The 25,828-nt window shown below is 61.8% G+C and carries 24 protein-coding genes; 8 read left to right on the forward strand and 16 right to left on the reverse strand.

From position 1 onward, the window contains the following. Positions 1-64: 64 nt before the first annotated feature. Both B5526_RS07435 and B5526_RS07440 read right to left on the reverse strand, forming a co-directional pair. Positions 65-1,447: an MFS transporter gene (locus tag B5526_RS07435; protein ID WP_079537623.1), complete on the reverse strand. Its 1,383-nt coding sequence runs from the start codon at positions 1,445-1,447 to the stop codon at positions 65-67. 307 nt (positions 1,448-1,754) lie between these two features. Next, positions 1,755-2,666: a dioxygenase gene (locus B5526_RS07440; protein ID WP_079537624.1), complete on the reverse strand. Its 912-nt coding sequence runs from the start codon at positions 2,664-2,666 to the stop codon at positions 1,755-1,757. 147 nt (positions 2,667-2,813) lie between these two features. Between B5526_RS07440 and B5526_RS07445 the strand changes: the two genes are divergently transcribed. The 3 genes from B5526_RS07445 (at position 2,814) to B5526_RS07455 (ending at position 7,949) form a co-directional block, all read left to right on the forward strand. Next, positions 2,814-4,088 carry a serine hydrolase domain-containing protein gene (locus B5526_RS07445; RefSeq protein ID WP_079537625.1) on the forward strand — a complete coding sequence of 425 codons (1,275 nt, stop codon included), beginning with the start codon at positions 2,814-2,816 and terminating at the stop codon, positions 4,086-4,088. A gap of 173 nt (positions 4,089-4,261) precedes the next feature. Continuing rightward, entirely contained in the window at positions 4,262-5,770 is a 1,509-nt protein-coding gene (locus tag B5526_RS07450) for a sensor histidine kinase (protein WP_079537626.1), read from the forward strand. A 127-nt stretch (positions 5,771-5,897) separates the two neighbouring features. Beyond that, positions 5,898-7,949 carry an adenylate/guanylate cyclase domain-containing protein gene (locus B5526_RS07455; protein ID WP_079537627.1) on the forward strand — a complete coding sequence of 684 codons (2,052 nt, stop codon included), beginning with the start codon at positions 5,898-5,900 and terminating at the stop codon, positions 7,947-7,949. Between the two features lie 147 nt (positions 7,950-8,096). On the opposite strand, the gene B5526_RS07460 is transcribed toward B5526_RS07455, so the two are convergent. The 12 genes from B5526_RS07460 to B5526_RS07510 all read right to left on the reverse strand — a co-directional run bounded on the left by B5526_RS07460 (position 8,097) and on the right by B5526_RS07510 (position 17,156). Continuing rightward, a complete protein-coding gene (locus B5526_RS07460; RefSeq protein WP_244562217.1) occupies positions 8,097-9,098 on the reverse strand; it encodes a hypothetical protein in 1,002 nt (333 codons plus the stop codon). Next, a complete protein-coding gene (locus B5526_RS07465) occupies positions 9,095-9,880 on the reverse strand; it encodes a creatininase family protein (protein WP_079537628.1) in 786 nt (261 codons plus the stop codon). The genes B5526_RS07460 and B5526_RS07465 overlap by 4 nt, the downstream gene beginning before the upstream one ends. A gap of 11 nt (positions 9,881-9,891) precedes the next feature. Continuing rightward, on the reverse strand, positions 9,892-10,677 hold the full coding sequence (locus tag B5526_RS07470) for an HvfC/BufC N-terminal domain-containing protein (RefSeq protein ID WP_079537629.1): 786 nt from the start codon (positions 10,675-10,677) through the stop codon (positions 9,892-9,894). Beyond that, positions 10,674-11,525, reverse strand: a complete 852-nt coding sequence (gene bufB / locus B5526_RS07475) for an MNIO family bufferin maturase (RefSeq protein WP_079537630.1) — start codon at positions 11,523-11,525, stop codon at positions 10,674-10,676. Before bufB ends, B5526_RS07470 begins: the two co-directional genes overlap by 4 nt. Positions 11,526-11,719: 194 nt before the next feature. Beyond that, a complete protein-coding gene (gene bufA2, locus B5526_RS07480; protein ID WP_079537631.1) occupies positions 11,720-11,974 on the reverse strand; it encodes a BufA2 family periplasmic bufferin-type metallophore in 255 nt (84 codons plus the stop codon). A gap of 266 nt (positions 11,975-12,240) precedes the next feature. Next, a complete protein-coding gene (gene bufA2 / locus B5526_RS07485; RefSeq protein WP_079537632.1) occupies positions 12,241-12,504 on the reverse strand; it encodes a BufA2 family periplasmic bufferin-type metallophore in 264 nt (87 codons plus the stop codon). A 380-nt stretch (positions 12,505-12,884) separates the two neighbouring features. Then, a complete protein-coding gene (locus B5526_RS07490) occupies positions 12,885-14,681 on the reverse strand; it encodes a thioredoxin domain-containing protein (protein WP_079537633.1) in 1,797 nt (598 codons plus the stop codon). 99 nt (positions 14,682-14,780) lie between these two features. Further along, a complete protein-coding gene (locus B5526_RS07495; protein WP_079537634.1) occupies positions 14,781-15,245 on the reverse strand; it encodes a DoxX family protein in 465 nt (154 codons plus the stop codon). Positions 15,246-15,320: 75 nt separating this feature from the next. Next, positions 15,321-16,055 (reverse strand): cytochrome c biogenesis CcdA family protein, encoded by a 735-nt coding sequence (locus tag B5526_RS07500; RefSeq protein WP_079544776.1) that lies wholly within the window; start codon positions 16,053-16,055, stop codon positions 15,321-15,323. After that, positions 16,052-16,183 carry a hypothetical protein gene (locus B5526_RS39390; protein WP_283807605.1) on the reverse strand — a complete coding sequence of 44 codons (132 nt, stop codon included), beginning with the start codon at positions 16,181-16,183 and terminating at the stop codon, positions 16,052-16,054. Before B5526_RS39390 ends, B5526_RS07500 begins: the two co-directional genes overlap by 4 nt. A gap of 120 nt (positions 16,184-16,303) precedes the next feature. Beyond that, the gene (locus tag B5526_RS07505) at positions 16,304-16,558 is read right to left on the reverse strand and encodes a hypothetical protein (protein ID WP_079537635.1); all 255 of its coding nucleotides are present in this window, start codon (positions 16,556-16,558) and stop codon (positions 16,304-16,306) included. Further along, complete coding sequence (locus tag B5526_RS07510; protein ID WP_154071184.1) at positions 16,551-17,156, reverse strand: isochorismatase family protein; 606 nt, start codon at positions 17,154-17,156, stop codon at positions 16,551-16,553. The genes B5526_RS07505 and B5526_RS07510 overlap by 8 nt, the downstream gene beginning before the upstream one ends. 171 nt (positions 17,157-17,327) lie before the next feature. Between B5526_RS07510 and B5526_RS07515 the strand changes: the two genes are divergently transcribed. Together B5526_RS07515 and B5526_RS07520 are read left to right on the forward strand one after the other, a co-directional pair. Next, positions 17,328-18,374 carry a LysR family transcriptional regulator gene (locus tag B5526_RS07515; protein ID WP_079537637.1) on the forward strand — a complete coding sequence of 349 codons (1,047 nt, stop codon included), beginning with the start codon at positions 17,328-17,330 and terminating at the stop codon, positions 18,372-18,374. Between the two features lie 7 nt (positions 18,375-18,381). Further along, positions 18,382-18,777 (forward strand): helix-turn-helix domain-containing protein, encoded by a 396-nt coding sequence (locus tag B5526_RS07520; protein ID WP_154071185.1) that lies wholly within the window; start codon positions 18,382-18,384, stop codon positions 18,775-18,777. A gap of 27 nt (positions 18,778-18,804) precedes the next feature. On the opposite strand, the gene B5526_RS07525 is transcribed toward B5526_RS07520, so the two are convergent. Continuing rightward, positions 18,805-20,484 (reverse strand): FAD-dependent oxidoreductase, encoded by a 1,680-nt coding sequence (locus B5526_RS07525; protein WP_197688422.1) that lies wholly within the window; start codon positions 20,482-20,484, stop codon positions 18,805-18,807. 292 nt (positions 20,485-20,776) lie between these two features. Beyond that, positions 20,777-21,760: a Bug family tripartite tricarboxylate transporter substrate binding protein gene (locus B5526_RS07530; RefSeq protein WP_154071186.1), complete on the reverse strand. Its 984-nt coding sequence runs from the start codon at positions 21,758-21,760 to the stop codon at positions 20,777-20,779. A gap of 285 nt (positions 21,761-22,045) precedes the next feature. Between B5526_RS07530 and B5526_RS07535 the strand changes: the two genes are divergently transcribed. The 3 genes from B5526_RS07535 (at position 22,046) to B5526_RS07545 (ending at position 25,754) form a co-directional block, all read left to right on the forward strand. Then, positions 22,046-23,422, forward strand: a complete 1,377-nt coding sequence (locus tag B5526_RS07535; protein ID WP_244562218.1) for a L,D-transpeptidase family protein — start codon at positions 22,046-22,048, stop codon at positions 23,420-23,422. Between the two features lie 152 nt (positions 23,423-23,574). Next, positions 23,575-24,708, forward strand: a complete 1,134-nt coding sequence (locus B5526_RS07540; RefSeq protein WP_079537641.1) for a peptidase M15 — start codon at positions 23,575-23,577, stop codon at positions 24,706-24,708. A gap of 122 nt (positions 24,709-24,830) precedes the next feature. Beyond that, a complete protein-coding gene (locus B5526_RS07545) occupies positions 24,831-25,754 on the forward strand; it encodes an NADP-dependent oxidoreductase (protein ID WP_172841991.1) in 924 nt (307 codons plus the stop codon). Positions 25,755-25,828 lie beyond the last annotated feature (74 nt).

Raw genomic sequence — 25,828 nt, forward strand, 5'->3', positions numbered from 1 at the left:
CACTCGACCTCTCCGCGCGGACGGGGAGAGGCAATGCGTTGGTGTCGAAGGCTGTTGATGTGGTTCACACCCGTGCTTCGGCGAGGCTGGTCGCGCTCGAGGCCACCGAACTGCGGCGCAGATAGAACCACCAGGTCAGAAACAGGCAGACCGCGTAGAACGCCAGATAGATTTCCAGCGCGAGCTGCGGACCGCCGGTGATCGCGATCGACTTGCCGAAACCGCTCGGGATCAAATAGCCGCCGCAGGCGCCGATCGCGCCGATGAAGCCGAGCGCGGCACCGCTCTCGATGCTGGCGGCTTTCAGCGCGAGTGCCCGGCCGGCTTCGCCGCTGCCCTTTGCCTTGCGAAGATTCTCCTCGCGGAAGATCGAGGGGATCATCCGGTAGGTCGAGCCGTTGCCGATCCCGGTCGTGACGAACAGGATCAGGAACATCGCGAGGAAGCCGTTGAAGTCCTTGATAACGACGAAATACAGCACGCCGATCGTGGCCGCGCCCATCGCGATGAAATTCCAGAACGTCACGATCGCGCCGCCGACCTTGTCGGCCAAGAGGCCGCCGAACGGGCGCGACAGCGAGCCGACCAAAGGTCCAAGGAACGCGATTGCAATCGTGACCGCGGGGAATTGCGTCTTGATCAGAAGCGGAAACGCCGCGGAGTAACCGATGAAGGATCCGAACGTCCCGATATAGATGAAGGACATGATCCAGGTATGCTTGCGGCCGATAATGGCGAGCTGGTCCTTGAACGAAGACTTCGCCGAAGTGAGGTTGTTCATGAAGAAGACGGCGCCGAATACCGCGATCGCGAGCGGCACGATCCACATCAGGCCTGCGTTCTGAAGGTAAACGCCCGAGACCGGCGTTGCCTGATAGAGATTGAAAATGCCAAACCCCATCAGAATGGGCGTCAGCAACTGGACGCTTGAGACGCCGATATTGCCGCCGGCCGCGTTCAGGCCGAGCGCCCAGCCCTTCATGCGGTCGGGATAGAAGAAGGAGATGTTGGCCATGCTGGAAGCAAAATTGCCGCCGCCGAGGCCCGCGGTGGAGGCGACCAAAAGCATCAGCCAGAACGGCGTCTCGGGATGGCTGACGAAATAAGCCAGCGCAAGCGTCGGGATGAACAGCACCGCGGCACTGAAGATGGTCCAGTTGCGGCCGCCGAAGGTCGTTACCGCGAACGTGTAGGGAAAACGCATCAGCGAGCCGATCAGCCCCGGCACCGCCACCAGCTGAAACAGCTGGTCCGTGTCGAAGTGGAAGCCGGCCGCCGGCAATTTGGTGGCGACGATGCTCCAGATCAGCCAGACCGAAAATCCGATATGCTCGGCGACAATCGACCAGATCAAATTGCGCCGAGCGACGACCTTGCCCTTGGTGTTCCAAAACGTCTCATCTTCTGGGTTCCACTCTGAAATCCAGGTCGGGTTCTCGGTACTCATTGCAAAATTTCCTTTCTGATCGCGTGAGGCGGCCGTCGCAGAGGCACAGGGGCGCGCTCTGGGGAGGCCCCAGTCTGCCGGCGTCGCAAATTCGGATGATTGGTTTCGAGGGACGGCTACAATGGCGTCAGGCCTAAACCATTCAAGCTTCGTGCCAAGCTACCGCAACGCGAAAATTACATGTTTTATAATAAGTTGCGGAATTGGTCGGCCTCGCTCGCCCGGCGTGACGCGCTCGCAAAATTTGCGATTCGCTCAAACCTTGTGCGGCGCACAAGATTTGAGCAGGCGCGTTTTCAAGTGATGTTCAGGCGTCCTCGGTCACCGCCATCATCGGCTTCGGCGCGTTGCCTTGGCCCGGCTTCATGCGGAATTCGTAGCTCATCAAATGCCAGGGCCCGGCAACGGGCTTGCCATCCGGCGTCACCGGATCGGAGCGCTTCTCGACCTTGGCCACCAAATCGTCCTTCACCCCGAACACCACGTCGGTATCGAGATATTTGTCGCCATCGATAAAGACATGCGTGATCAAAGGCTCGTGGCCGGGCGCGTCGACCAGGAAATGCACGTGCGCGGGGCGCATCGGATGACGGCGCGTCTGCAGGATCATTTCACCGACGGGGCCATCGGTCGGGATCGGGTAGCTGCAGGGCAGGATGGTGCGGAAGAAAAACCGGCCATCGGCGTCGGTGATGAAGCGTGCCCGGGATGACGGACCGTCGGTCTCATAGGTCGGCCGTTGCGAATCGTAATAGCCGTCGTCATCGGCGTGCCAGACGTCGACCGGAACGCCCGCCAGCGGCTTGCCCTTGAGATCCGTGACGCGGCTTTGGACGAACATCCGCTCTCCCGGCAGATTGGAGGAAATATCCGTGCCATGCGGCACCGGCTTGTGCTCGCCGACATAGAACGGGCCGAGCACGGTGGTCTCGGTGGCGCCCTCGCGTTCGCGATGGTTCACGGCATCGACCAGCATCGAAACCCCGAACACGTCCGACAGCAGGATGAACTCCTGCCGGGTCGGGGTGCATTTCTGGCCGACGCGGGTGAGGAAATCGATCGCATAGCCCCATTCGTCGAAAGTAAGGTCGGTCTTGCGGACGTAATCGTGCAGCGACTTTACCAGTTCCTCGAGCAGGAATTTGACACGCGGGTCCGGCGTCTCCTCAAAGCTTTTGATCACGGCGGCGGTGAGTTCGGTGTCGTTGAATTGGGGCATTGTCCTCATCCTGCGGTTTTTACGCGGTTGCGGGTTCAAGCCTACACTAGCGGCCGGGCAAGGGTAAGCGCCGCGGTGATTGGAACATGGCACCGTTTTCGGCTATCAAGGCTGCAGCCTGCGAAAGCCCTTCCGGAGATTGTCCCGATGCTTGCCCCCACCCCCGCCTCCCCCGAATCCGCCGGCATGTCGGAAGCAGCCTTCGACCGGATCGAAGCGCATCTCAAGCACCGGTATATCGACGCCGGCCGCTTTCCGGGAACCCAGCTTGTGGTCTATCGCCGCGGCAAGGTCGTCCATTCGACGGTGCAGGGCTTTGCCGATCTCGAGCGCAAGCTGCCGGTCAAGGACGACACCATCTTCCGCATCTATTCGATGACAAAGCCGATCACGAGCGTGGCCTTCATGATGCTGGTCGAGGAGGGCCGCGTCGCGCTCGATGAGCCCGTCCACAAATACATCCCGGAATGGAAGAACCTCGGCGTGTTCGTCGCCGGCACCGCACCGGCCTTTCTGACCAGGCCGCCGTCGCGGCCGATGCTGATCGTCGACCTGCTGCGGCACACCTCCGGGCTGACTTACGGCTTCCAGCAGCGCTCCAATGTCGATGCGGCCTATCGCGAGATGAAAATCGGCGAGGTCATCAAGGCAGGAACGCTGGACTCGATGATCGCTGACCTCGCGAAAATCCCGCTGGAATTCTCGCCCGGCGAGGCCTGGAATTATTCGGTCGCGACCGACGTGATCGGTTATCTGATCGGCAAGATCAGCGGCATACCGTTCGAACAATTCCTGAAGGAACGCATCTTCAATCCGCTCGGCATGAACGACACCGACTTTTTCTTGCCCGCCGACAAGGCGCATCGCTTCGCGGCCTGCTACTCGGCCGACCCGCAGGGCGGCATGAGCTTCCACGCCGCCGATCGCAAGGGCGGCCTGACGCTGCAGGATGACCCGGCCACGAGTTCCTTCCTCGCGCCGCCGTCGCTGATTTCCGGCGGCGGCGGGTTGTGCTCGACCACAGCCGATTACCTCACCTTCTGCCGCGCCCTGATCAATGGCGGCGAACTCGGCGGCGTCCGGCTGATCGGCCCGAAGACGCTGGCGCTGATGACCTCCAATCACCTGCCCGGCGGCCGCGACCTGCCGGAAATGTCGCGCTCGCTGTTCTCGGAAGCCGCCTATAACGGCATCGGCTTCGGTCTCGGCTTCTCGGTCACGATGAATCCGGCGCAGACCTTGATTCCCGGCAGCCGCGGCGAATATGCTTGGGGCGGTGCGGCAACGACCTCGTTCTGGATCGACCCCGCCGAAGAGCTGATTGCCATCTTCATGACACAAGTGTTGCCCTCGAGCGCCTATCCGATCCGGCGTGAATTGCGCACCATGGTTTACGCCGCGATAACCGACAGCAATCTTTAGGCGGGTATTTCTTAGACCTGCAATCCCCAAACCGGCGCAGCTTTGCGCACTGCACGACCGGCGCCACCGGCAGCCGGCCGGCGCGGCTAAAATCCTTGGCGGATTCAAAGCGCTTCTCCTATGCTCGCGAGCGTGTGGCGCAACCTTCGCCAACGTATCGATGCGGGACCCGCGTGCCGAAACCCTCTCTGCCAGTGCGCCTTGCTCTTCTGGTCGCAGGCACCACGCTGCCGCTGATTTTGTTTGCCGCCGGCATCGTCTTCAGTAACTACCAGCAGGAGCGCAGGAATGCATCGCAGCGCGTGCTCGAAACCGTGCGCAGCATTCGCCTAGTGCTCGACGCCGAGATGCAGCGCATGACCGGGGCACTGCAGGTGCTGGCGCTCACCGACCCGCTGCGCAACGGCGATTTCGCGGCGTTCCGCCGGATCGCGCGGGGTTTCCTCGACCAATATCGCGACGGCGGCGTCGTGCTGGTGGCGGACCGCGAAGGCCGTCAGCTGTTCTCGTCGGTCACGCCGGATATCAAGAACCTGCCCTTGCGCAACAACCGCGCTATCATTGAAAGGGTGTTCGCGACCAAACGGATGCAGTACTCGAACCTGTTCGTCGGCGCGGTGAAGCAACAGCCGATCGTAACCGTCGAGGTGCCGGTGTTTCGCGAGGGCGAGGTGGTTTACGATATTTCGTTCAGCCCGCCGGTCGAGATCTTCCAGGGCATCATCAACAAACAGCGCCCGAGCGAAGACTGGACCATCTCGATCTTCGACGGCGAGGGTATCAGTTTCGCGCGCGCGCCGAATCCGCAGGAGACGATGGGCAAGCGCGCCACGCCTTCGCTGTATTCCGAGATGTTAAAATCTAACGAGGCGACACTGCAGGCGGTGTCGATGGAAGGCGTGCCGCTGATCACCAGCTTCGCGCGATCCTCGGTCACCGGCTGGACGGTTGCCGCCGGCATCCCCGAAGATTCCCTGGTCGGTCCGTTGTGGCGCAAGCTTGCGATCACCAGCGCGATCGGCGGCATCCTTTTGTTGACCGGCCTTGCCTTTGCGGTGCGGATGGCGACCACGATCGCCCGGGGCGAGATGCTGCACGGCCTGTTGGTCGAAGAGCTCAACCACCGCGTCAAGAACACGCTCGCCATCCTGCAGTCGATCGCGGTGCAGACCTTTCGCAGCGCCAGCCGCAGCGAGCGCGAGAAGTTCGAGGGCCGGCTCGGCGCGCTGGCGGAAGCACATAATCTCCTGAGCACGGAGAAGTGGCAGGGCTCCGAACTCAACGATCTGGTCGGGCGTGTGCTGCAGCCCTATCTGCTCAACAATCCGGAGCGGATAAAAATGTCCGGGCCGCACGTGCCGCTGTCGCCGCGGATCGCGGTGGTGCTGTCGATGATCCTGCATGAGATCGCGACCAACGCCGCCAAATATGGCGCGCTGTCGAATGACGGCGGCACCGTCACGCTGGATTGGGAAGTCACCACCGAAAACGCCGAGCCGCAATTGCGATTGATCTGGACCGAGACCGGCGGCCCGCCGGTCACGGCGCCGGTGCAGCGCGGCTTCGGATCGCGCTTGATCGAACGCAGCGCGCGCGACCAGCTCGGCGGCGAAGCTACCGTCGATTTCCTGCCCCGCGGCGTGGTCTATACGGTGAGCTGCTCGCTGGATGGCGAGCGGTAGGGCGGCGCGCGCCAATATTGAGGCAGCTCACAGAGCCGTGTCCAGCCGGTGAAATGTTCCCACCCAACGTAATAGACGCGACTATGATCCGTATCTGCGGTAACAGACCCGCAACGGGGATATTTGCATGCGCATCGGGATACGCGGCGCCGTATCAAGCCTGGTGCTGGCGTCGATCATCGCCAGCGCCGTCGGCGTGCATTTGTTGTGGTGGCGGACCGCGCAGCAGATTAGCCAGACGCTGGCCGACACCATCAACGAGCAGATCGTCTCCGCGGTCGGCGACGAATTGCAGTCGATCACCACCGAGGCGCGGTCGTCGATGATCGCGGTGCGCACGCTGTTCGTCGAAAAGGTGCTCGACCCCGGCGATGCCAGGAAGCGCGAATTCGTGTTCCTTTCCCAATTGCGGGCGCAGCCGACCATTTCGTGGGTCGCGTTCGGATGGCCGGACGGATCGTTCTCCGCCGCCCACAAGCTCGGCGATTCCGCCATCGAAATGCTCGATATCGCCGGCCGCGAATCCAAGATGGCGCTCGACAGTTACGAGTTCGCGGGCACCGATATCAAGCTTGTGGATAGCCACTCCGAAGAGACAAAATATTCGGTCACCGACCAGGACTGGTATGACGGCGCCAACCGCTCCAGCGAAGAGCGCTGGTCGACGCTCAAAGCCCATCCCAATGGCGAGCGGCCCGCCGCCGCGCTCGCAATGGCGATCGACATCGACGGCAAGCGCGCCGGCGTGCTCGCCATCATCATCGAGCTGACGCGGGTCTCGAACTTTCTGTCGCAACTTACTGTGGGGAAGTCCGCCGGCGCCTTCATCCTCGATCGCGACGGCACGGCGATCGCGTCGCCCGATCCCGACGCCGATGAGTTGACCGCGCTGAAAACCAACCACCCGCTGTTTCCGGTCGCGGTCGACGCCATTCGGCAGGCCGGCAGCGATTACGACACCGACAAGGGCCAAGAGTTTCGCACCCAGGTGATGCGCGAGGGCAAGGCCTATGAGGCGGTGCTGACCCCGATTTCGTTTCCCGGCTGGTCGCTGGTCACCGTCGTCCCGGAGTCGGAATTTCTGGGGCCAGTACAGACGACGATCCGCAAATTGCTGATCGGGCTTGCGGTCGTGATCGTGTTCGCAGGCGCGTTGTCGGCATGGCTGGCGCAGCGTTTGATCGCGCGGCCGCTGATCAAGGTCGTCAACGAGATCCGGCATGTCGAGCGTTTCGACCTTGAGAAGGTCGAGCGGCATTCGTCGCAACTGACCGAGATCGAGAATCTTTCCGGCGCGATCGCGGATATGGCGCTCGGGCTCGCGGCGTTTCGAAAATACATTCCGGCCGATTTGGTGCGGCTCTTGATCAGCGACGGCAACGGCGCCCGCCTCGGCGGCGCGGTGCGGCCGATGAGTGTGATGTTTGTCGACCTCGCAGGCTTCACCGGACTGTCGGAGCGATTGGGCGAAGGGATCATCCCGCTATTGTCGCGCTATTTCGATGCGGTATCGGGCGAGGTTCAACGCCACGGCGGCACCATCGACAAATTCATCGGCGATGCGGTGATGGCGTTCTGGGGCGCGCCGCAAACAAACCCCGACCACGCGATCGACTGCTGCCGGGCGGCGCTTTCCTGCCAGCGCGCGGTCCGCGAGCTCGGCCTCGTCGACGACCAGGGGGGCGGCTTAAAAATCCGCATCGGCATCAATTCCGGCGACATGCTGGTCGGCAATATCGGATCGGAAGTTCGATTGAATTACACCGTCATCGGCGACGCGGTAAACGTCGCAAGCCGCCTCGAGGGCACCAACAAGCTCTACGGAACGCAAATCATCATCGGCCCGGAAACCCGCAGGCTCGCGGGCGAGCGCATCGTCGTTCGCGAACTGGATCGGCTCGCGGTCTATGGGCGGGCCGGCGGCCTGGAAATTTTCGAACTTTTGGGCATGGCCGGCGAATGTATGGACGCATCTGGCTGGGTCGAATGCTACGCCGCGGGCCTCGTGTCCTATCGCGCGCGGGATTTTGCCGCGGCGATCCGGCACTTCGAGCAGGCGATAAGTCTTCGCGGTGAGGATCGGGCGTCGTCGATGATGATCGAACGCTGCCGACAGGCGCTGGATGCTCCGGCCGGCGCCGAGTGGGACGACGTGACGGTCGCGCAGACGAAGTATTAGAGAATGATCCGGCTCAGTTCACCCATTTCCTCGTCATGGCCCGGGCTTGTCCCGGCCATCCACGTCTTTCTTGCGGCGATATTGGCAAGACGTGGATGCCCGGGACAAGCCCGGGCATGACGAACTCTGATATTTCCGGACTTCGTTTTACTTAGCCCGCGCTTGCGTAATCGCGGCGCGGATCGCCGCGAGCGGTGCGGTGTCGTCGAAGACAAGACTGCCGTTTTGAATACCTAATCCCAAATCCCGCCACAGCGCGTCGAGATCGGGTGTCACGGGTTTGGCGCCCCACTCGTTGTGAAGACGCGTGAGCACTTGCAGCCCGACCGCCTTGTCGGCGGTTGCCAGAATACGTTCGATCGGCCAATCGACCTCATGATTGCCGCCGGCCGCGATCACGCCGCGCATGGCATCCTGCAGCCCCAGCCGGTTGCCGGTGGCCTTGCGAATTTCGACGTCCGCCATCAGGCAAAACATCGCGCCGCCCCAGTATTTACGGCCCCAGGTGTCGGAGATGTCGAGGCCCTCATCGCCGGCCTGCGGCAGGCCCTTCGGCATGTCGCGCATCATCGCCTGCCAGATTTCGCTCGCGGTCAAGTCTCCGGCCTGCACCCGCGCGATCGGCTCGACATAGACGGCGAGCCCCTCGGACAGCCAGTTGTAGCGCTCCTCCATGTCTGGAAGCGCGAGATGCACCATCTCGTGGACCAGCACCCAGTCGTTGCGCAGATCGTCGGCGCTGGACTCGCGGCCCAGCAGCACGCGAATGGCGGCGCCGCGATAGCCCCAGGTGGTGCCGCCGCGAACGCGCGGCCCATCGACCGGCACCAGCAGCAGCTTTACGGAGTTAACGGGAAATCTTCCGTAATAGGTCGAGACCGCCTTGGCCGATGTTTTGACCCAGTCCAGGATTTTTTCTTTCGGCAGCACGACTTCGCCGGGGGCAAACGCCACGTGAATCGCGCCGCCGGGAACCTCGATGTCGGTCTTGGGAAGCCGGTCGAATGCGTCATAGGGCATGCGACTGCCCCGCGCCAATTCCGATTGTGCTTCCGCCCGCAAGCCGAACGCCGCGAGGAAGGCCAGCGTCAAGACGGCGCATGAGGCGGCGCATGCGACGATCCCGCGAAATCCTGCTGTCGTTTTCATGTCGATGCGCTTCGATGCGTGGTCTCGCCCGATTTGTCCTTCTCAGCGAGAAACGCAGCAGCCGTCTCGGCCAGATCCTCGACGATGGCGGCGAGCAGCAGTTCGCCTTTCGCAGGCGTCGCCAAGGTCGGATCGCCGTAGCTGCCGGAGCGGCTGTAATTCGGCGAGCTTTTATCGGTCGGCGTCAGGGGTTCGGGCGTCTCATGTTGCAAAGCGGGGCTCGCCTCGGCGCGCGACATGTCGACCAGATCGGGGGCGAGCGCCAGCATCACCGACGTTTCGAGTTCGTCGGCGTGGCTGCCATGGCTTTGCTCGGCAAGTTTTTGGGCGGCGCGGCGAAAACGCGGTCCGTCGTAAGCTCCAAGATGCAGCGCGTCGTGGCTCTTGAGACGCGCCAGCGCGCGATCGACCGGCGCCATCGTGCTGATCCCGGTATCGAGCACGAACAAAGCGCGGCAACCGAAGCCAAGGATGTCCGTCGCAATCTCGGCAATGGTGGCCTCGAATACCGGCGCGGACAGTCCGCTGCTGCCGGCATATTCGGCAAAGGCCGGATAGTATCCATAAACCACCGTCGGCCAGATCAGCGCGTCGATGCGATCCGCTAGCCGTGCGGCGAGCCACTCGGCCTGGATGCGGTCGGTATTCATGGGCAGATGAAAGCCGTGCTGTTTGGCCGCCGCGCCGATCGGCAGGATAGCGGCGGCGCCGTCATCGATGCGCCGCGCGACCGCGTCCCAGGTCAATCGTTCGATGAAATTGCGGCCAGTGTTCGCATCCATCGACCCGGCCCTCAAGCGCCGCCGGAAACGCCCGTCAACAGTCCGGCCGTGATCCAGCCGTGCAGATAGCCCGCGCCGCGCGCCGCAGCAGCATCGGGATCGTCATAGGTCGCGAGCATCGAACAGAGCACGCCGAACGGAATGCCGCTCGCCGCCTCGTCCCACATCATCGCCTCCTCCGTTGCCAATTCGCGGAACATCGGCGTCACATCCTGGCGCCAGATCAGCAGACGACACGGCTGTTCCAGCGCAACCGCATCCGGCGGGGTCTCGTCGTTCTTGAGCGCAAGCCAGATCGCCGACGCATTGGTCGAGACGTCAAGCCTGAGAGCACTGGGATGAGGCTGGAAGGTAAGACCGGCCCACGCCTCCGGCGCAAAGCCGGCCATATCCGCGAGACCAATCACCGGCGCGTCCCTGGCATCGAACGCGTCGTTGAGCACCTTTTCAAGGGCTGCGAGACCGGACAGCACCGGATAGTCGCGGTAACGCTCGGCCGATTTCAGGAAATCCGGAAGGTTTTTGGAAAACCAGCGCAGGTTCGGATGTTGCGACGGATGGGCGGCAACGTAAGCATGCCCCATCGCATCGAACATTTCGTCGCCGAGATAGAGGTGCAGCATCTCGTGTTCGTTGCGCATGGCCTCGACCAGCCGCGAGCCATAGGCATGTCGGTAGACGCCGTACAAAACCTCGCGCTTTTCCTTGGGGCTGTCGAGTATTTCGGCCAGCACCGCATCGTCGCCGCTTAGGATGCCGCGCTGAAAGGCGCTCTGCTGCCTGGCAAAATCGCTCATCCGGCTTGCCGGATCAGCGGCGGCAAAACCTGCTCCGCGATTTGGCGGGTCCGATTGACTTCGACGATCAATTCATCGAGCGGGGGAATGTTGTCGTCGCGCTCGATCATGGTCGAGACGCGGCCGAAGCGTTTCAGGGCGGCGATGTAAAGCTCCCAGACATCCTCGCACACCGGATGATCGTGGGTGTCGATGATGTGGGTGCCCATATGGCTGTGCCCGGCCATGTGAAACTGCACCACGCGGTCGGCGGGGATGCCTTCGAGGAAGGTGAGCGGATCGTAGCCGTGGTTGAAGGCGCTGACATAGACATTGTTGACGTCGAACAGCAGCCAGCATCCGGAGCGGCGCGAGAGTTCGCTCAAGAACTCCCACTCCGTCATTTCGGAATTGTTGAACTGCAGATAGGTCGAGACATTCTCCAGCACGATGGCGCGGCCGAGATAATCCTGCACCAGTTGCACGCGGCTGACGACGTGATCGAGCGCTTCACTGGTGTAGGGGATCGGCAGCAGGTCGTGCAGGTTCTTGCCGTGCACCCCGGTCCAGCACAGGTGATCGGAGATCCATCGCGGCTCGACGTGCCGGGCGAGCTCGCGCAGCTCGTGCAGATATTCGAAATTCGGCGGCGCGGTCGATGCGATCGACAGCGAGACGCCGTGCATCACCACCGGATAGCGCGCGCGGATCCGCTCGAGCATGCGCAGCGGCTGGCCGCCCGGCAGCATGTAGTTCTCGCTGATGACCTCGAACCAGTCGATCGGCGGATTGCCGTTCAGGATTTCATCGTAGTGCTGGGCGCGCAGGCCCAAGCCAAATCCAAGGAACGGCGGTTTGGCGGACGGCATCTGACGTCCCCCAAGCGCTGCCGCAGATGAATTTGGCAATTGACTTGCGACGTTCATGCTGCCTCCGCACTCGACCGGCCGACAAGGCCGGCTTCAACATTCTGATGGACCGACGCCGGCACGCGCGGGCGATCTTACCATGAAAGGCGGGCCCGGCCTACGCCGGGCCCGCCAGCTTCCTGAGCCCGCCGGAATTAGCCCGGCTGGAATTTGCCCTTGGCCGCGGCGCACGCTTCCTTGCTCATCGAGGCAAAGCCCTGGCCCTTGCAGGCGTTCGCGCCCGGACCGGGCGACTTGCCGCCCTTGCAGGCGCTCTGGCCCTTGCAGGCGTTGGCACCCATGCAATGACCGTCCGCGGCCTGCGCAACGGTCGAGATGGTCATACCCGCCAGGAACAGCGTGGCGGCAGCGGCGGCAATAGCGGCTCCGGAATTAGAAGCAATCTTCATGAGCATTCCTCCCATTGGGTTGTGGCTGAGGATGCATCGACTGCAAGCCGACAGGATTCCCGACAGACAGAGGCGCACCCAGCGATAGCTACGTCCAAGATCGGTTTTCGTTACTCCGCCGATCAAATTTATTTTTTCGGCACGATGATACGTAAAATGCGAAACATCCGTCATGCCACGGCAACATCCCGCCGTTCCGGATCATGGTCATTGCAGCGGATGAGAGCCCGGCATCGCCGGGCCCTCTCCGCGTCGAGACGAATGGATCAGGACTTGACGAACTTGCCACCGACGTTCTCGCACCTCTTGTCGGACATCTTGGAGAAGCCCAGGCCCTTGCAGGCATTCAGACCCTTGCAGGAGTTCGAAGCGCTCTTGCAGGCGCTCTGGCCCTTGCAGGCGTTGGCGCCGAAGCACTGTCCGCTGGCGGCATTGGCCGGGCTCGACAGCGTCGAAACCGTAGCGCCGGCGAGAAACAGCGTCGCAGCGGCGGCCGCGAGGGTAGCACCGGACTTGGAATCCAACTTCATGACGATCTCCTCGATGATTGTTTGACGACAAAATGTGACGTCATGCGCATCCAGTGCAGGACCGCACAACGAACGGAAGTATTGGATGCCCACCCATCCGCGGTGCCTCGCAGGCCCCCGCGATCTGATATTCATCCAGAGCTAGCTACGGGGCATCAGGTGATTTGGTTACAGCAGTTTCAAAAGAAAATTTTCTTTTTTGCATATTGGACATCCCGTCCATGTCTAACCCCGGCCTGGGAAGAGTATTTCATTGCGTGCCGCCAGCACGCCGGCGCGGCCTTATGAGCTTAAGAAAGCGTGATGCTTCAAACGATTAGACCGGATGCCAGGCGATCTCATTGCGCTGCACAAGCGGAATCCGTCTCAAGCGCGTCGCATCAGTCGAGCGAGGCGCGCGCGGGCTTTTGCTTCGCCATCTGCTTCACGGTGGCCTGGAGTTCTTCGGCGCTGAACGAGGGAAACGAGCAGATGCGGTTGCTGCAGGCGAACGCCGCCGGCTCACCGAGGTCGGGATATTCGACATCGGGATTGGGCAATTTGCCTTCGCGCAGGTCGAGCCATTCCAGCCGTTTGTAGCCTGCCGGATAAGCTCGCGCGAAGGCATGCAAGGCTTGCGCGCGCGGGTCGTCCTTGTGCCCGACGATGGTCATGTGCGTCGGCTCGGTCGCGAGTTCTTCGTCGGCGAGCAGGACGCCGGGCAGCGGCCGCGCCAGTTCAACTGACGCGCCGGCGAGGTAGCGCATCGCATGTGCTGCCTGCTCGCGATAGGCGTCGCTGCCGAAATAGCGGCTGAGCAGATTCATGAAGCGCACGACGGCGACCTGATCATCGGTGAGCTTGGCCGGTTTTGTGAAGACGCCGACTTTTGCTTCCGACGTCTTCGAGGTCCAAAAACCACCCGCGTCATCCCGGAAGGTCGCGGCGATAAAATCCCCGGCCCGGCCGGCAGCGGCAAGCCAATCGCGGTTACCGGTTGCGGCATAGAGGTCGAGATACGCCTGCCCCATCGAAAGCGTGTCGCCGAGGAAGGGACCGCCGCGATCCTTCTCGCCGTGGCGAAATCCGCCCGCAGGGAACGCGCGATTGTCGTTGACCCATTTTGCGGCGCGCTCGGCGGTCGCCAATATCAGGGGATCGTTGGTGACGTCGTAGAAGGCGACCAGGCCGCTGATCGCCCAGCCGTTTTCGCGGGCATAAAGATTCCTGTCGATGCGCGGCATGCCGAGCTTGCGGCGGCCGGCATCGCCGAGCACGTAGAATTTGTGGCCATCGGTGTCGTGATCGAGATCGGCATCCTGGCTCACTTGGAATGCGCCGTCGGGACTGAGCAGGAATGTCGCCATATAGCGCTCGATCTCGCGCGCAGCGGCGAGATATTTCGCCTCCTTCCACAGCGCATAGGCCTGGCTGTATTGCCGCAGATATTGCGCCTGGAACGACATGATCTTTTCGAAATGCGGATGGGTCCAAGATCCACTTTCGGAATATTGGAACACCCCGCCCCATACGGGATCGATCAGCGCCAGAGCCGCATCGAGCGTCTGCCGCGCGCGTTTGGCCGCGACAACGTCGCCGGCCGCGGCGCGCGACAATGCGTAGTCCATGCCGTCGGCGTCGATATATTTCTGGCTGTCGCCCCAGCCGCCTAACTTGTCTTCGTACGATTCATCGTAGTTTTTCACGAGTTCGGCGCGCTGCTGCCGTGTCAGGAAGACGGAGGCGGATGGCTTGATCTCGAACGCGTCCCCGACCGACGGGCCCGGAGACGGATCGTCGATCACAGCCTTAAGCAGGGCCTGCATCCGCGCCGGTTCGATATATCCTCTTATTTTAGCGATCTCGCTGCCGTCTGGAGCGAACACGATGGTCGCCGGCCAGCCCCAATCGCCATAGCGGCTCGACAGGTCCGGATTGGCGTCCTGGTCGACACGAACGGGGAGATATTTCGATGCCAGGAGTTCGCCGACCTCGGGGTCCGCGTAGGTGGTGTTTTCCATCACATGGCACCAATGACACCACACCGCCTCAAGATCGAGAATGACAAAACGCTGTTCGGCACTGGCGCGGGCGAACAGATCGTCGCCCCAGTCGTTCCATTTGACCGGCTCGGCCGCAAACGAGGATGAGGCCGCGGCGCTCAAAATCGCGAAAGCGAGAATGCGGACGAGCTTCATGACGTCTCCCGGAATGCGCGGGTTGTTTCGACAGCTACGCAGCCGGAAAAATCCGGGCTCAGCATTTCCGCAGGCGTCACGCGAATGTGAGCGCGATCGCTAGGTCGATTCCTGCGGGTGGCCGGACCCATTAACCAGCAGCCGGTCCAGCGAAGCGTCGCCGGGACCTGCGATCGCAAGCCACATGAATGCCGCGAAATAGGTCGCTTCTTCAAAACCAAGCAGCGTTTCCAGCGAATCGACGTCGCCCGATTTCGCCGATTTGATCGCAACCACCATCACCACCGCCAGCATCGCCGCCGGGATCCGGGTGAACAGGCCGAGAATGAGCATGGCGCCGCCGAAGAATTCTACGCCGGAGACGAACGGCGTCAGGATGTGGGGAAATGGAATGCCCCATTCGACGAAATTCGGGATCACCTGCGACAGGTTGTTGAGCTTGCCCCATCCGGACAGCAGGAAGGTGTAGCCGACAACAAGCCGCATGATCAGCGGCCCGGCCCAGGCAAAATACGACGCGATGCGCGCCGGCAACAGGATAAGCAAATTGACAATGAAATTCATGGTACCCCCCCTTTTTTTTAAGGATTGGACTTATGAACCGGAGTTTCGTCGCGACTTACCTCCTTGTTACGCGGCTCAACCAATATTCTGCAGGCTCGGAAACGTCTCCAACAGCCAGTTGCTGACATCGGATACCGTGCCGGTAAGAAAGCCGATGCCGGTCAGGATCATCAACACGCCCATCGCGCGCTCGACATTGGCGAGGTGCCGCTTCATCCGCGCGAACAATGCGGAAAACTGCTCGACCATGAAGGCTGCGATCAGGAACGGAATTCCGAGGCCTGCCGAATAGACCGCGAGCAGCATGGCACCCTTGGTCACGGTGGCCTCGGCGGCGGCGACCGACAGGATGGCGGCGAGGATCGGGCCGATGCAGGGGGTCCAGCCGAACGCAAAGGCGAGCCCCATCACATAGGCGCCCCACAGGCCGACCGGTTTTGGGATCGGCAGCCGCCCTTCCCGCATCAAGAAACCGATCCGGGTCAATCCCAGGAAGTGCAGGCCCATCAGAATGATGACGATCCCGGCGACGATCGCGAGCTCGGCCGACCAGGCATGGATCAATCCGCCGATCAGCGACGCGCTGGCCCCCAACGCCACGAACACGGTGGAGAAGCCGAGCACGAACATCAAAGCCGAACTCATCACCGCACGCTTCGATGACGATACCGTCTCCTGGTTGGCGACGTGCTCGATGGTGGCGCCGGTGAGGTAGATCAGATAAGGCGGCACCAAAGGCAGCACGCAGGGCGACAGAAAACTGACCAGACCGGCAATCAGGGCCGCGGGCACCGTTACATCGTGAATCATACCGTCGTCGCCACCATTGCTGCTGCCTGGCCGACATCGGGGAATGCCGAACGGGCCGGGCTCCATTTAACGGATACGCGGGAATGCGCAATCAGATGGGCGATGGCGACGGATTTTTCGATCAACATTCCGGCATCGCGGCCGGCGCGGCGACCGCGGTTGCAACGCCGGCGGATCGGGCCGCCGGCCGGCTGGCGCTTGGCGTGTCGGGCGGCGCGGCGTTATTTGGACGAGCTTGCGACGCCGCGCTATTTGACGAGCTTCAAGAGCGGACGCCGGCGCTGCGGCGCTTTCGGTTCCTGCGATCCCGCTTCATCGGGCAGCATCGCATCGCACAACGCCTTCAACTCCGCGTCCTCGATGCGATTGAGCTTCATCCGAAGTTCGAGGATGGCGACCGACACCATGATTGCCGTCTCGCGATCGCTCACGTCCAGGAGCGCGCCCCGGCACTGCTCGAGGCTTGCGAGAACCGCATGCAATTTTTCTTCTGAACTAGCCACCGGCGTTTTTTCCGTTACCGAGCTTGCGAGGAAGAGTGGAGGCGATCCATTCGGCGGTTTCATGCACCTCTCCGTAGATTCCTGATATCTTCGAAACAGCACGGTGCACTTCGTCGGCCGGGATATCCTCGAGCGCGTGGCTGGCCGATGCGTCGCATAAATATGTGACCTTGTGGTTACGATGGAACGCATCGATCAACGTCGACAGGCACGCCGACTCGCCGGCAAATCCGGCCAGCACAATGCCGCCGCAACTTTGGTTCAACAACGCGGCGAACGGCTCGCAAGAATAGCACGATGGGCTACTTCGCTCGAATACCATTTCGTTGCGATAGGGTTCGAAACCCTCGATCCAACGCACGAACGGCGTAGCGCGATTGAAAAAGGCTGATTCACTGAGCATGCGGATGAATGCCACTGGCAGACCAATTCGACGCGAATGATCCAGGACCTTGCGGCAATTGTCCAGTGCGCGGTCAATCTCGGAAATCGCAAGCAGCCGCGGTTTGGCCAGATATTCCTGCTGCATATCGACAAAAACGACGATCGGAACGCTCGATGCGTTTGCAAATGTCCGAAGGCTGACGACTGATGTCACGCGGCTTGCCTTTCAACGGCGGGACCGGCTTGCTTGCCCCTATCCCGTGGTGTTCCCTGCACTTGGCTGCACCGGCCTGCACCGCCAGCGCCAAAATGCGCGGCGTGGACCCGTCATGGTTGTAGACCGCTCGATATTCTGCGAAGCTTAGCAAGTAACCGGGGGATCTGTATGCGCCTCGCACAGGAAAGGGGCGTTCCTCAGGAGGAACGCCACAAGACGGCACTCGGCAGTCTCACCGATTGGGACGCGGCCAGGATTTTCCTGGAAGTGGTACGCTGCGGCAGCTTCCGATCCGCAGCCGAACGGCTTGATCTGTCCATCAACGTGGTTCGCCGGCGCATCGATGATTTCGAGCGGCAGATCGGCGCCACCTTGTTCATGCGCGACGTCCATGGCACCCGCTTGACCGACGAAGGCTCGCTGGTCGTCTCGGCCGTGGAGCGGATGGAGGCGGCGTCATTCGATCTCTTGCGCGCCGGCAATTCCGTCACCAGCACGCTCTCGGGCGAAGTGCGGGTCGCCATTACCGAGGGCCTGGGAACGTTTTGGGTGACCCCTCGCCTGGTCGAATTCCAGCAGTCGTTCCCGAACATCGTGGTCGACCTGCAATGCTCGATGCGCTCGGCGGACGTCTCGCGAGACGAAGCCGACATCGCCATCCATCTGTCGCCGCCGGTCGCGCTGGACGTCAAGATGGTCCGGCTCGGCCGGGTGCATTTGATGTTCTTTGCCAGCCAGAAATATATCGAAACATATGGCGTGCCGCGGACCCCGGGCGAATTCGCCAAGCACCGGCTGGTGATGCAGGTCGCCGACCGCGCCGCCGCCAAGGAGGCGTTCGAAAGCATCTTTCCCGGCTATTCGCAGCGGGACTTGCTGGTGATGAAAACAAATGTGAGCAGCGCCAACTACTGGGCGGTCGCCAACGGCGCCGGCATCGGCATGCTTCCGACCTATGCCTGCGCGCTTGGCGGGAAGATAATACCTCTAGAGGTTGAATTGCGCTGGCCGTACGATATTTGGCTGTCCTATCATCCCGGAAGTGGCCGCATTCCGCGGGTACGACACATGATCGACTGGCTGGTGGATGCTTTTAACCCTGCAAAATTCCCGTGGTTTAAGGACGAATTCATCCATCCCAGAGAATTTAATTCAGTATATAAGGGTGAAACCCTGACCCAATTGTTCGGGGGCTTCTCGACCGAAGGACGGTAAAACCAGAATGAAACAATCAGCAGCGAAGAGAATGAAGCAGCGCAGTGCTGGCAAACCCGACATTGAACTGGGGAAGCGAATCCGGCTGCGGCGCGTCGAGCAACGAATCTCGCAAGCCGAGCTCGGTGATAAACTTGGCGTCAGCTTTCAGCAGGTTCAAAAATATGAGAAGGGCGTCAACCGTGTCGGCGCCGCCCGTCTCCAGCAGATCGCCACCGCGCTCGATGTCCCCGTCACGTTCTTCTATGACGGTGACGGCAAGGCGCGCGAGGTCGAAAGCCTGTTGTTTCTCGACAGCGCTTTCAGCCTGAGGTTGCTGCGCGCCTATAGCAAGATCAAGGATCAGACGGTGCAACGTCAGCTGGTGTCCTTGATGGAATCGATCGCCGCCAACGAAGACTAGGCGTCAGGCCGCTCGGCCGATCTCGGCCTAGCGAACCTGATTTGCCGCGCCGCGGATACGATCGATCAGGGCAAGCGGGTCGGCCGGTTGGCGGTCGCCGCGCCAGGCCACATGCTGGTCCGGCCGCGACAACACCAGTCCACTGCCACAGAAAATGGCGGCAGTTGGGTGCCCGGTACTTGCTTGGTCGGTAGTTGGCTGCTCGACGTCGAGAACCTTTAGCGGCACGCCCCTCTTGCGCGCCGCGGTTTCCAGCGCAGCTACGTCGGCTGCGGGATCGAACCGCAGCAGCGTGTACCCCTCGCCCATCGCGTCATAGAGCGATTTGCCGTTTTTGCACCAAAGATGCGGCGTGCGGCAGCCCGGAACGGTCGACGGCGTATAGCCGTCCATCGTGTAGGCCGGGTGCGCCGAGCCGTCATAGGCGATGATCGGCGAACGGTCGTAATAGCTGCCGAAGTTGAGGCCGGCGCAGGCATATTGCCGGACGTTGATCTCATAGGTGAGACGCCCGACCTCCCGCCGTGCCTGTTCACCCACGGCGCCCGAATCCTCGATTGTCTCGGGCACCGCGCCGCGGCGGCGAATTTCGGCTTCGGCGTGCGACATCGCAAATCGCGAGACCTGGCTCGTGATCGGCCAGCGCTCTGCCTCATAGGCGTCGAGAATGGAAGCGGGCGCCCAGCCGTTGAGATGCGCAGCCAAAAGCCAGGACAGGTTCATGGCATCCGCAATCCCGGCATTCATGCCGTAACCGGCATAAGGCACCCAGATATGCGCCGCATCGCCGGCGATGAACGCGCAACCGCGGCGAAATTTTTCCGCGATCAGCCGGCGGCCGAACCAATCCTCTTTGGAAATGATGTCGTACTTGAAGTCCGCTCCCACGCCGAGGATGGTCCTTATACAGGCGTCGCGATCGACCGTTTCGAAATCGCCCTCGTCCGGTTTCATGTAATTGTGCACCAGCCAGCGCTCGCGTCCGTCGATCGCATAGACCATGCCGGCGCGGCGGGGATTGATGGAGCCGGTGCCCCAGGCCGGCTCGTGCTGCTGACGGTCGATCAAATCGGGGGCGCGGATATAGGTCGACTGTACCCGCTGCACCACGGCGTCGCCGGCAAACTCGGCGCCGATCGCCTTGCGGACCACGGAGCGCGCGCCGTCGCAGCCGATCAGAAAGCGGCAGCTCAAACGTCTCTCGGTCCCGCTGTCGAGATCGCGCAGGCAAAGATGTGCCGAATGATCCTCGACTACCACGTCTTCGGCCGAAGTCCGGTTGATGATCGTGATCCGCGGTTGGGCCGCGGCGTGCTCGAACAGGATCGGTTCGAGAAAGATCTGGTTGATGCGATGCGGCGGCTCCGGCGTCGGCCAGTCGCCGTCCGGTCCGTCTTTCACCGTGAAGCGATCGCGGCGGCAGGGAATCTTGATCCGCGTCAGCTCCTGTCCGGTGAACGTGGTGCGATAGCTGATGTCGTGCGGATAATCCGCCGGCAGTCCGGCGTTGCGCACTTTTTCGGCAAGCCCGAGCCGCCGGAAAATCTCCATGGTGCGGGCGGCGACGTGGTTGCATTTCGGCTCCGGCGGCTCGGCGCGGGCACGCGTCTCCACCACGGTTACATCGATGCCGCGCCAGGCGAGATCGATCGCAAGCGTCAGCCCGACCGGGCCCGCGCCAACGATCACGACGTCAGGTTCGGTCATGTCGGGCATGTGTAGAGCACATCACGCTTGGATAGAACATGACCGCATATCCCATGGCCTCGTGGTTCGAGACGCGCGGCGTTGCCGCGCTCCTCACCATGAGGGTTTAAGACCTCATCCTGAGAGGCCGTGAGTATATCTCCGACCTCATCCTGAGGAGCGCGCTCTTGCGCGCGTCTCGAAGGATGGCCGCGAGTCGTGCGTTGCGTCCATCCTTCGAGACGCTTGCTTCGCAAGCTCCTCAGGATGAGGCCGGTATTTTTGGCAGAGAATTTTACCGGGCACATTCCAGTCACTCCAGCTCGGCGCCGGAATTTTTCACGATGACCGCCCAGCGATCGACCTCGCTCTTCACGTAAGCCGCAAAACCGTCCGGCGTCGAGCCGGGTAACGGCTCCAGCGCGATGGTGGTGAGCTTGTCGCGCGTTGCGGGATCGGCAACGAGTTTTCCAATTTGCGCCGCCAATCGGTCGACGATTGCGCGCGGCACGCCGGCCGGCGCAACAACGCCCTGCCACGCCACGAGTTCGAAACCGGCAAGGCCGCTTTCGGCCAGCGTCGGAATTTCGGGCGCGGCAGCGACCCGCTTCGATGTGGTCACGCCAAGCACCCGCACCTTGCCCTCCTTGATTTGCGGCAAAGCGGGTTGCAGATCGACCACCATGAAGGGGATGTGCCCCGCGATCACGTCGAGCATCGCCGGCACGCTGCCGCGATAGGGCACATGGCGGATATCGAGACCCGCCGCGGTTTTGAGCATTTCAGCGCCGAGATGCTGCGGACTGCCATTGCCCGCCGAGCCATAGGCCAGGCCCGGCTTCGACTTGGCGTAGGCGATGAATTCGGACAGCGTCCTGGCCGGGAGCTGCGGATTGACGATCAGCGCGAACGGCACCGCGGCCACCAGCGCAATCGGCGTGAAATCCTTGACCGGATCGTACGGCAGCTTCTTGTAGAGCGACTTGTTGATGGCAAGCGTGGTCGAGGTCGCGATCAGCAGCGTATAGCCGTCGGGTTCGGCGCGAGCCACCTGCTCCGCGCCGGTCGAGGTCGCGGCTCCCGGCTTGTTTTCGACGACGACAGTGGCGCCGAGCCCGGTCTGGAGCCGGTCGGCGACCATGCGGCCGAGCAGGTCGGTAGTACCGCCCGCCGGATAGGGCACGATCATCTTGATGGTTCGATTTGGGTACGGCGCCTGGGCATTGGCCGAAAACCCCGCCAGCACAGCCAGCCCGCCGCCAACTCCAAAAATCGCCTCGCGACGCGTCAGCGGCATTTGCTCTCCCAATAGGCATTTTTTTCGTTTTTCGGCTGACGCCGTTTGCGAACCATACCAGCGGCTGGCGCGACATAGCAAAGGGTCCTCTCCGGGGTTTGCGGCGATGCAACAGCCGCAATAACAACTTAATCAGAACGCAACTGTCATGGGCTAAACCTCGCCAATGCAATTTACGGATCAGCTCCCGGTCCGGTTTCGTCCGGTTTTCTCAAGCCGCCGGGCCCGTCGATTTCAATCTCCGCGCCCTCGCGGCGCCTCCCAAGGGCATCACACATGCGAAGAATGACAATCCTAGCCATTGCCACGATGCTTGCGACCGCGCCGGCGCTTGGGCAAAGCGCGGGTCCAACCGGCGCAGGCAATACCGGCGCAGGCACGGCGCCGTTGCCGGCCAAACCGCCGGCATCAGCGCCGGCGGGCACGACAAATCCCGCGCACGCCATGCCGGCAAATCCAGCGCACGCCACAGCCGCAAAGCCGGCCGCATCCACTCCCGAGCAGCGTTCGGCGGCGGCCTTGGCGCTGTCGCACGAGCCGACCTATGACGAAGGCACCGCGCAGCGGATCAAGGAAGCGGCGCTGAGCTATTCGGATCTGGCGGTCCGTGGCGGATGGCCGATGATCCCTGCCGACGCCAAATTCGCACCCGGCGTGGCTGGGCCGAATGACGATCTGCTGCGCCAGCGTCTCTTGATCAGCGGCGATCTGGCTGCCGACAAGGCGAACGGACCGTTCGACGACACCGTCGCCGAGGCGATAAAGCGTTTCCAGGTACGCCACGGCCTGGCGTCGACGGGAACCATGACGCCGCGCACGCTGGCCGCGCTGAACGTCCCCGTGCAGAAGCGCATCAAGCAGCTCGAGGCCTCGCTCGAGCGCCTGCAAAATATGAATTTTGCATTTGGACAGCGCTATGTGGTCGTCAACCTCCCCGCGACCTTCGCGGAAGCCGTTGAGAACGATCAGGTGGTGCGACGTTATCGCGTGATCGTCGGCAAGACCGAAAAGCCGTCGCCGACGCTCATCGCCGAAATCACCGGCGTCGTTCTCAACCCGACCTGGACCGTCCCGTCATCGATCGCGAAAACCGAAATCTCCGCGCATATGCGCAAAGACCCCGGCTATCTCTCGCGCATGCACATGGAGGTGCTGGATGGGCATGATAACCCGATCGATCCGCACGCGGTGGACTGGTCCGGTGCGCACACGCCCAATTTCACGGTACGCCAGCAAAACGGCGCCTGGAACGCGCTCGGCGCGGTGAAGATCGACATGCCGAATCCCTATTCGGTCTATATGCACGACACCAACCAGCGCAATCTGTTCAGCGACGATTACCGCTTCGACTCCCATGGCTGCTCGCGGGTCGACAATGTGCGCGACCTCGCCGCCTGGCTGTTGCAGGAGGAGATGGCGAAATGGAATCGCGCCGCGATTGATGCTGCGATCGCCACCGGCCAGCACCAGGAGATCGCGCTGCCGAAGAAGGTCCCGGTGGCCTGGATCTACCTGACGGCATGGATGACAAAGGACCAGACCGTCCAGTTCCGCAACGACATCTATGACCAGGATGAGCAGCTTCTGGAAGCGACCGCCGAGGAGGCGGCGTTCTTCAACCAGGCCGCGAATCATCCATTGACGGCGCACCTCGCGCAGTGATGGCCGCGCGTTGCATACGGGCAACACTCTTTGGAAAAGACTGATGAGCTGCAGCTTTCGCCATTGCGTAGTCGTATCGTGACCCGAAAAATCAGCCCGTCCCATGCTTGCTGAGCAACCTGGCTCAGGTGGAGCGTTTGGAGGTTGGGATCATGAACCCACGGCGATCTGCGACAGTGGCGGCGGTCTTGTGCGGAACGGGGATTGTCGCCTGGTTTGCGGGCTTCGGTTCGGCCGGCATCGAGAACACCGCAGCGCCAACCCTGGACCGCCTCGCACCATCTCTCACCGCCGACTTCGAGCTCGCGGACGCGCCGCAGCCAACAGCTATAGGAAACGACGGTATCGGCAACGTCGACGTTGCGAAGGCCGCCGAACTGGTGAGCGGGACGGCCACCGACACGATGGCGGCCTCGGATAAGCCGAAACCGATCGTCGAGGCCGCGTTGACCGATTCGTCGCAGATACTGCCGCCCGAAACACCGCCCGTACAGGAGGCGACAGCGAGCACGCCTAATGCGATGCCTGAAGACACCAAGGATACTGTGAGCTCCATCGAAATTCTCGACGAATGCTTCGTAGTTGATATCTGCATCGACCGATATCTGTGGGCGATCTACCAACGGACGCCCAAGGAGGACACCATCAAGGTGCAGGAGCTGAGGAAAGTGACGGTCAAGAAGAAGCGCAAAACGGTGACTGTCACGAAAAGCTTTACCAAGCTCGTCGATGAGGATTTCGCGTGGAAGGATCCGAAGGCGGCGGAAAAAGCCGGCATGCCAATAATGGACTACGTGATCGGAGGCATGGATCGGAGCTTCAAACTGAAGCTCTTTCACGCGCTGCACACCGCGGAGGAGGCCGGGCTGTCGCCTGGCATAACCAGCGCGTTCCGCGATGACTACCGCCAATCGATCGCAAGCGGCCTGAAGGCGGCGACTGACAGGTCGTATCATGGCGGGAGTTTTCGCGGCGGCTACGGTCACGGGCTCGCGGCCGATGTCGTGAGCGTCAAAGGCGGGACACGGGCGCAGCGATTGGTTTCCACTGAAAGCCTCTGGAAATGGATCGATGCACATGAGAAGGAGTTTGGAATCGGGCGACCGTATCTCGATAAAGATCCGCCGCATCTGGCACCGGTCGACGGCAAAGAATATGTCGCTCACCGCGGGACGACAGCTGTTCACGCGGGATCAGATGTGAAGGAGCGCAAGGCTGCGCGGCATGATGAGAGCGTGGAGAAACGCCCAAGAACGGCAAGATCGTCGAAGGTGAGAACGATCTAACCCGGTGCAATCGCGCATTCCAGCACCACGCGGGATGGCTGCTATTTGCAGTGTTGCCGCGCGCAATTTGAATGCGTAAATCAAAAAATGCGACCTTGGCTTCGCCAAAGCGAGGAATGCCAATGAAAGCCGCCTTCATCGAACGACACGGTGGGCCGGAAGTTCTGAAATTCGGCGAGATGCCGGATCCCGTGGCCGCGCCCGGCGAGGTCGTGGTTGATATTGTCGCCGCCAGCGTTAATGGCGCGGACTGGAAGGTGCGTGAGGGCAAATCGAACCGGCTTTCGCGATTCCCTTACATTCTCGGACGGGATTTCTCCGGTGTCGTTTCAGCAGTTGGGAAAGGTGTCAGAGATCTGCGTGTTGGCGATGAGGTCTTCGGCGTGTGCGACGTTGGTCAGGAAGGCGCTTATGCCGAGAAGATTGCGATCAAGTCAGCCATCGTCGCAAAGAAAACCGATCGCCTGTCACATGTCGATGCCGCTGCGCTGGCACTCGCTGGGTTGACGGCGATTTGCGCAATCGAAGACACATTAAAACTGAAGGCGGGTGAGACGATCCTGATCCAGGGAGGAGCGGGCGGTGTCGCGAGCTTTGCGATACAGTTGGCAAAACATCTGGGTGCTCGCGTGATCACGACCGCAAGCGCGTCGAACCATGATTATCTGCGCAAAATTGGTGCCGATGAGGTTATCGACTACAATGCAATGGACTTTACCAAGGTCGTGAGAGACTGCGACGCCGCCTTCGATACCGTCGGTGGCGATGTCGCGCAGCGATCGTTCACTGTGCTGAAATCAGGCGGTCGGGCGGCCTTTATTGCCTCTGGAGCACAGGCACCAAAGCCGGACCGCAGCGACGTCGTTGCTCTTCGGCCCAGCGTCGGACGTGATCGGCAACATCTCGAGCGCATCGTGGCGCTGGTTGCGCTAGGTGCCGTCCGTCCCTTGGAGGTGACACGCTATCAGCTCAGCGAAGCCGCGGCCGCGCACAAGTTAAGCGAATCCCGTCACTTTCGGGGCAAGTTGGTTTTTCAAGTCCGTTGAAACAGCTCGCTTTGCCCCACAAGGCGCGGCACCTTTGCCCTCTGGACACGAACCTGCTGCAATGTCCAAACTCG

The sequence above is a fragment of the Bradyrhizobium lablabi genome (assembly GCF_900141755.1).
In the GTDB taxonomy this organism is placed as follows: domain Bacteria; phylum Pseudomonadota; class Alphaproteobacteria; order Rhizobiales; family Xanthobacteraceae; genus Bradyrhizobium; species Bradyrhizobium lablabi_A.

Excerpts from the sequence above, each read along its gene's own strand:
- bufB (WP_079537630.1), bottom strand. The coding sequence starts at position 11,525 with ATGCCGTCCGCCAAACCGCCGTTCCTTGGATTTGGCTTGGGCCTGCGC.
- B5526_RS07495 (WP_079537634.1), bottom strand. The coding sequence starts at position 15,245 with ATGAATTTCATTGTCAATTTGCTTATCCTGTTGCCGGCGCGCATCGCG.
- B5526_RS07515 (WP_079537637.1), top strand. The coding sequence starts at position 17,328 with ATGCGCCTCGCACAGGAAAGGGGCGTTCCTCAGGAGGAACGCCACAAG.
- B5526_RS07535 (WP_244562218.1), top strand. The coding sequence starts at position 22,046 with ATGACAATCCTAGCCATTGCCACGATGCTTGCGACCGCGCCGGCGCTT.
- B5526_RS07455 (WP_079537627.1), top strand. The coding sequence starts at position 5,898 with ATGCGCATCGGGATACGCGGCGCCGTATCAAGCCTGGTGCTGGCGTCG.
- bufA2 (WP_079537632.1), bottom strand. The coding sequence starts at position 12,504 with ATGAAGTTGGATTCCAAGTCCGGTGCTACCCTCGCGGCCGCCGCTGCG.
- B5526_RS07525 (WP_197688422.1), bottom strand. The coding sequence starts at position 20,484 with ATGACCGAACCTGACGTCGTGATCGTTGGCGCGGGCCCGGTCGGGCTG.
- B5526_RS39390 (WP_283807605.1), bottom strand. The coding sequence starts at position 16,183 with ATGTTGATCGAAAAATCCGTCGCCATCGCCCATCTGATTGCGCATTCC.
- B5526_RS07460 (WP_244562217.1), bottom strand. The coding sequence starts at position 9,098 with ATGAAAACGACAGCAGGATTTCGCGGGATCGTCGCATGCGCCGCCTCA.
- B5526_RS07440 (WP_079537624.1), bottom strand. The coding sequence starts at position 2,666 with ATGCCCCAATTCAACGACACCGAACTCACCGCCGCCGTGATCAAAAGC.
- B5526_RS07545 (WP_172841991.1), top strand. The coding sequence starts at position 24,831 with ATGAAAGCCGCCTTCATCGAACGACACGGTGGGCCGGAAGTTCTGAAA.
- B5526_RS07540 (WP_079537641.1), top strand. The coding sequence starts at position 23,575 with ATGAACCCACGGCGATCTGCGACAGTGGCGGCGGTCTTGTGCGGAACG.
- B5526_RS07490 (WP_079537633.1), bottom strand. The coding sequence starts at position 14,681 with ATGAAGCTCGTCCGCATTCTCGCTTTCGCGATTTTGAGCGCCGCGGCC.
- B5526_RS07445 (WP_079537625.1), top strand. The coding sequence starts at position 2,814 with ATGCTTGCCCCCACCCCCGCCTCCCCCGAATCCGCCGGCATGTCGGAA.
- B5526_RS07435 (WP_079537623.1), bottom strand. The coding sequence starts at position 1,447 with ATGAGTACCGAGAACCCGACCTGGATTTCAGAGTGGAACCCAGAAGAT.
- B5526_RS07520 (WP_154071185.1), top strand. The coding sequence starts at position 18,382 with ATGAAACAATCAGCAGCGAAGAGAATGAAGCAGCGCAGTGCTGGCAAA.
- B5526_RS07470 (WP_079537629.1), bottom strand. The coding sequence starts at position 10,677 with ATGAGCGATTTTGCCAGGCAGCAGAGCGCCTTTCAGCGCGGCATCCTA.
- B5526_RS07465 (WP_079537628.1), bottom strand. The coding sequence starts at position 9,880 with ATGGATGCGAACACTGGCCGCAATTTCATCGAACGATTGACCTGGGAC.
- B5526_RS07530 (WP_154071186.1), bottom strand. The coding sequence starts at position 21,760 with ATGCCGCTGACGCGTCGCGAGGCGATTTTTGGAGTTGGCGGCGGGCTG.
- B5526_RS07500 (WP_079544776.1), bottom strand. The coding sequence starts at position 16,055 with ATGATTCACGATGTAACGGTGCCCGCGGCCCTGATTGCCGGTCTGGTC.
- bufA2 (WP_079537631.1), bottom strand. The coding sequence starts at position 11,974 with ATGAAGATTGCTTCTAATTCCGGAGCCGCTATTGCCGCCGCTGCCGCC.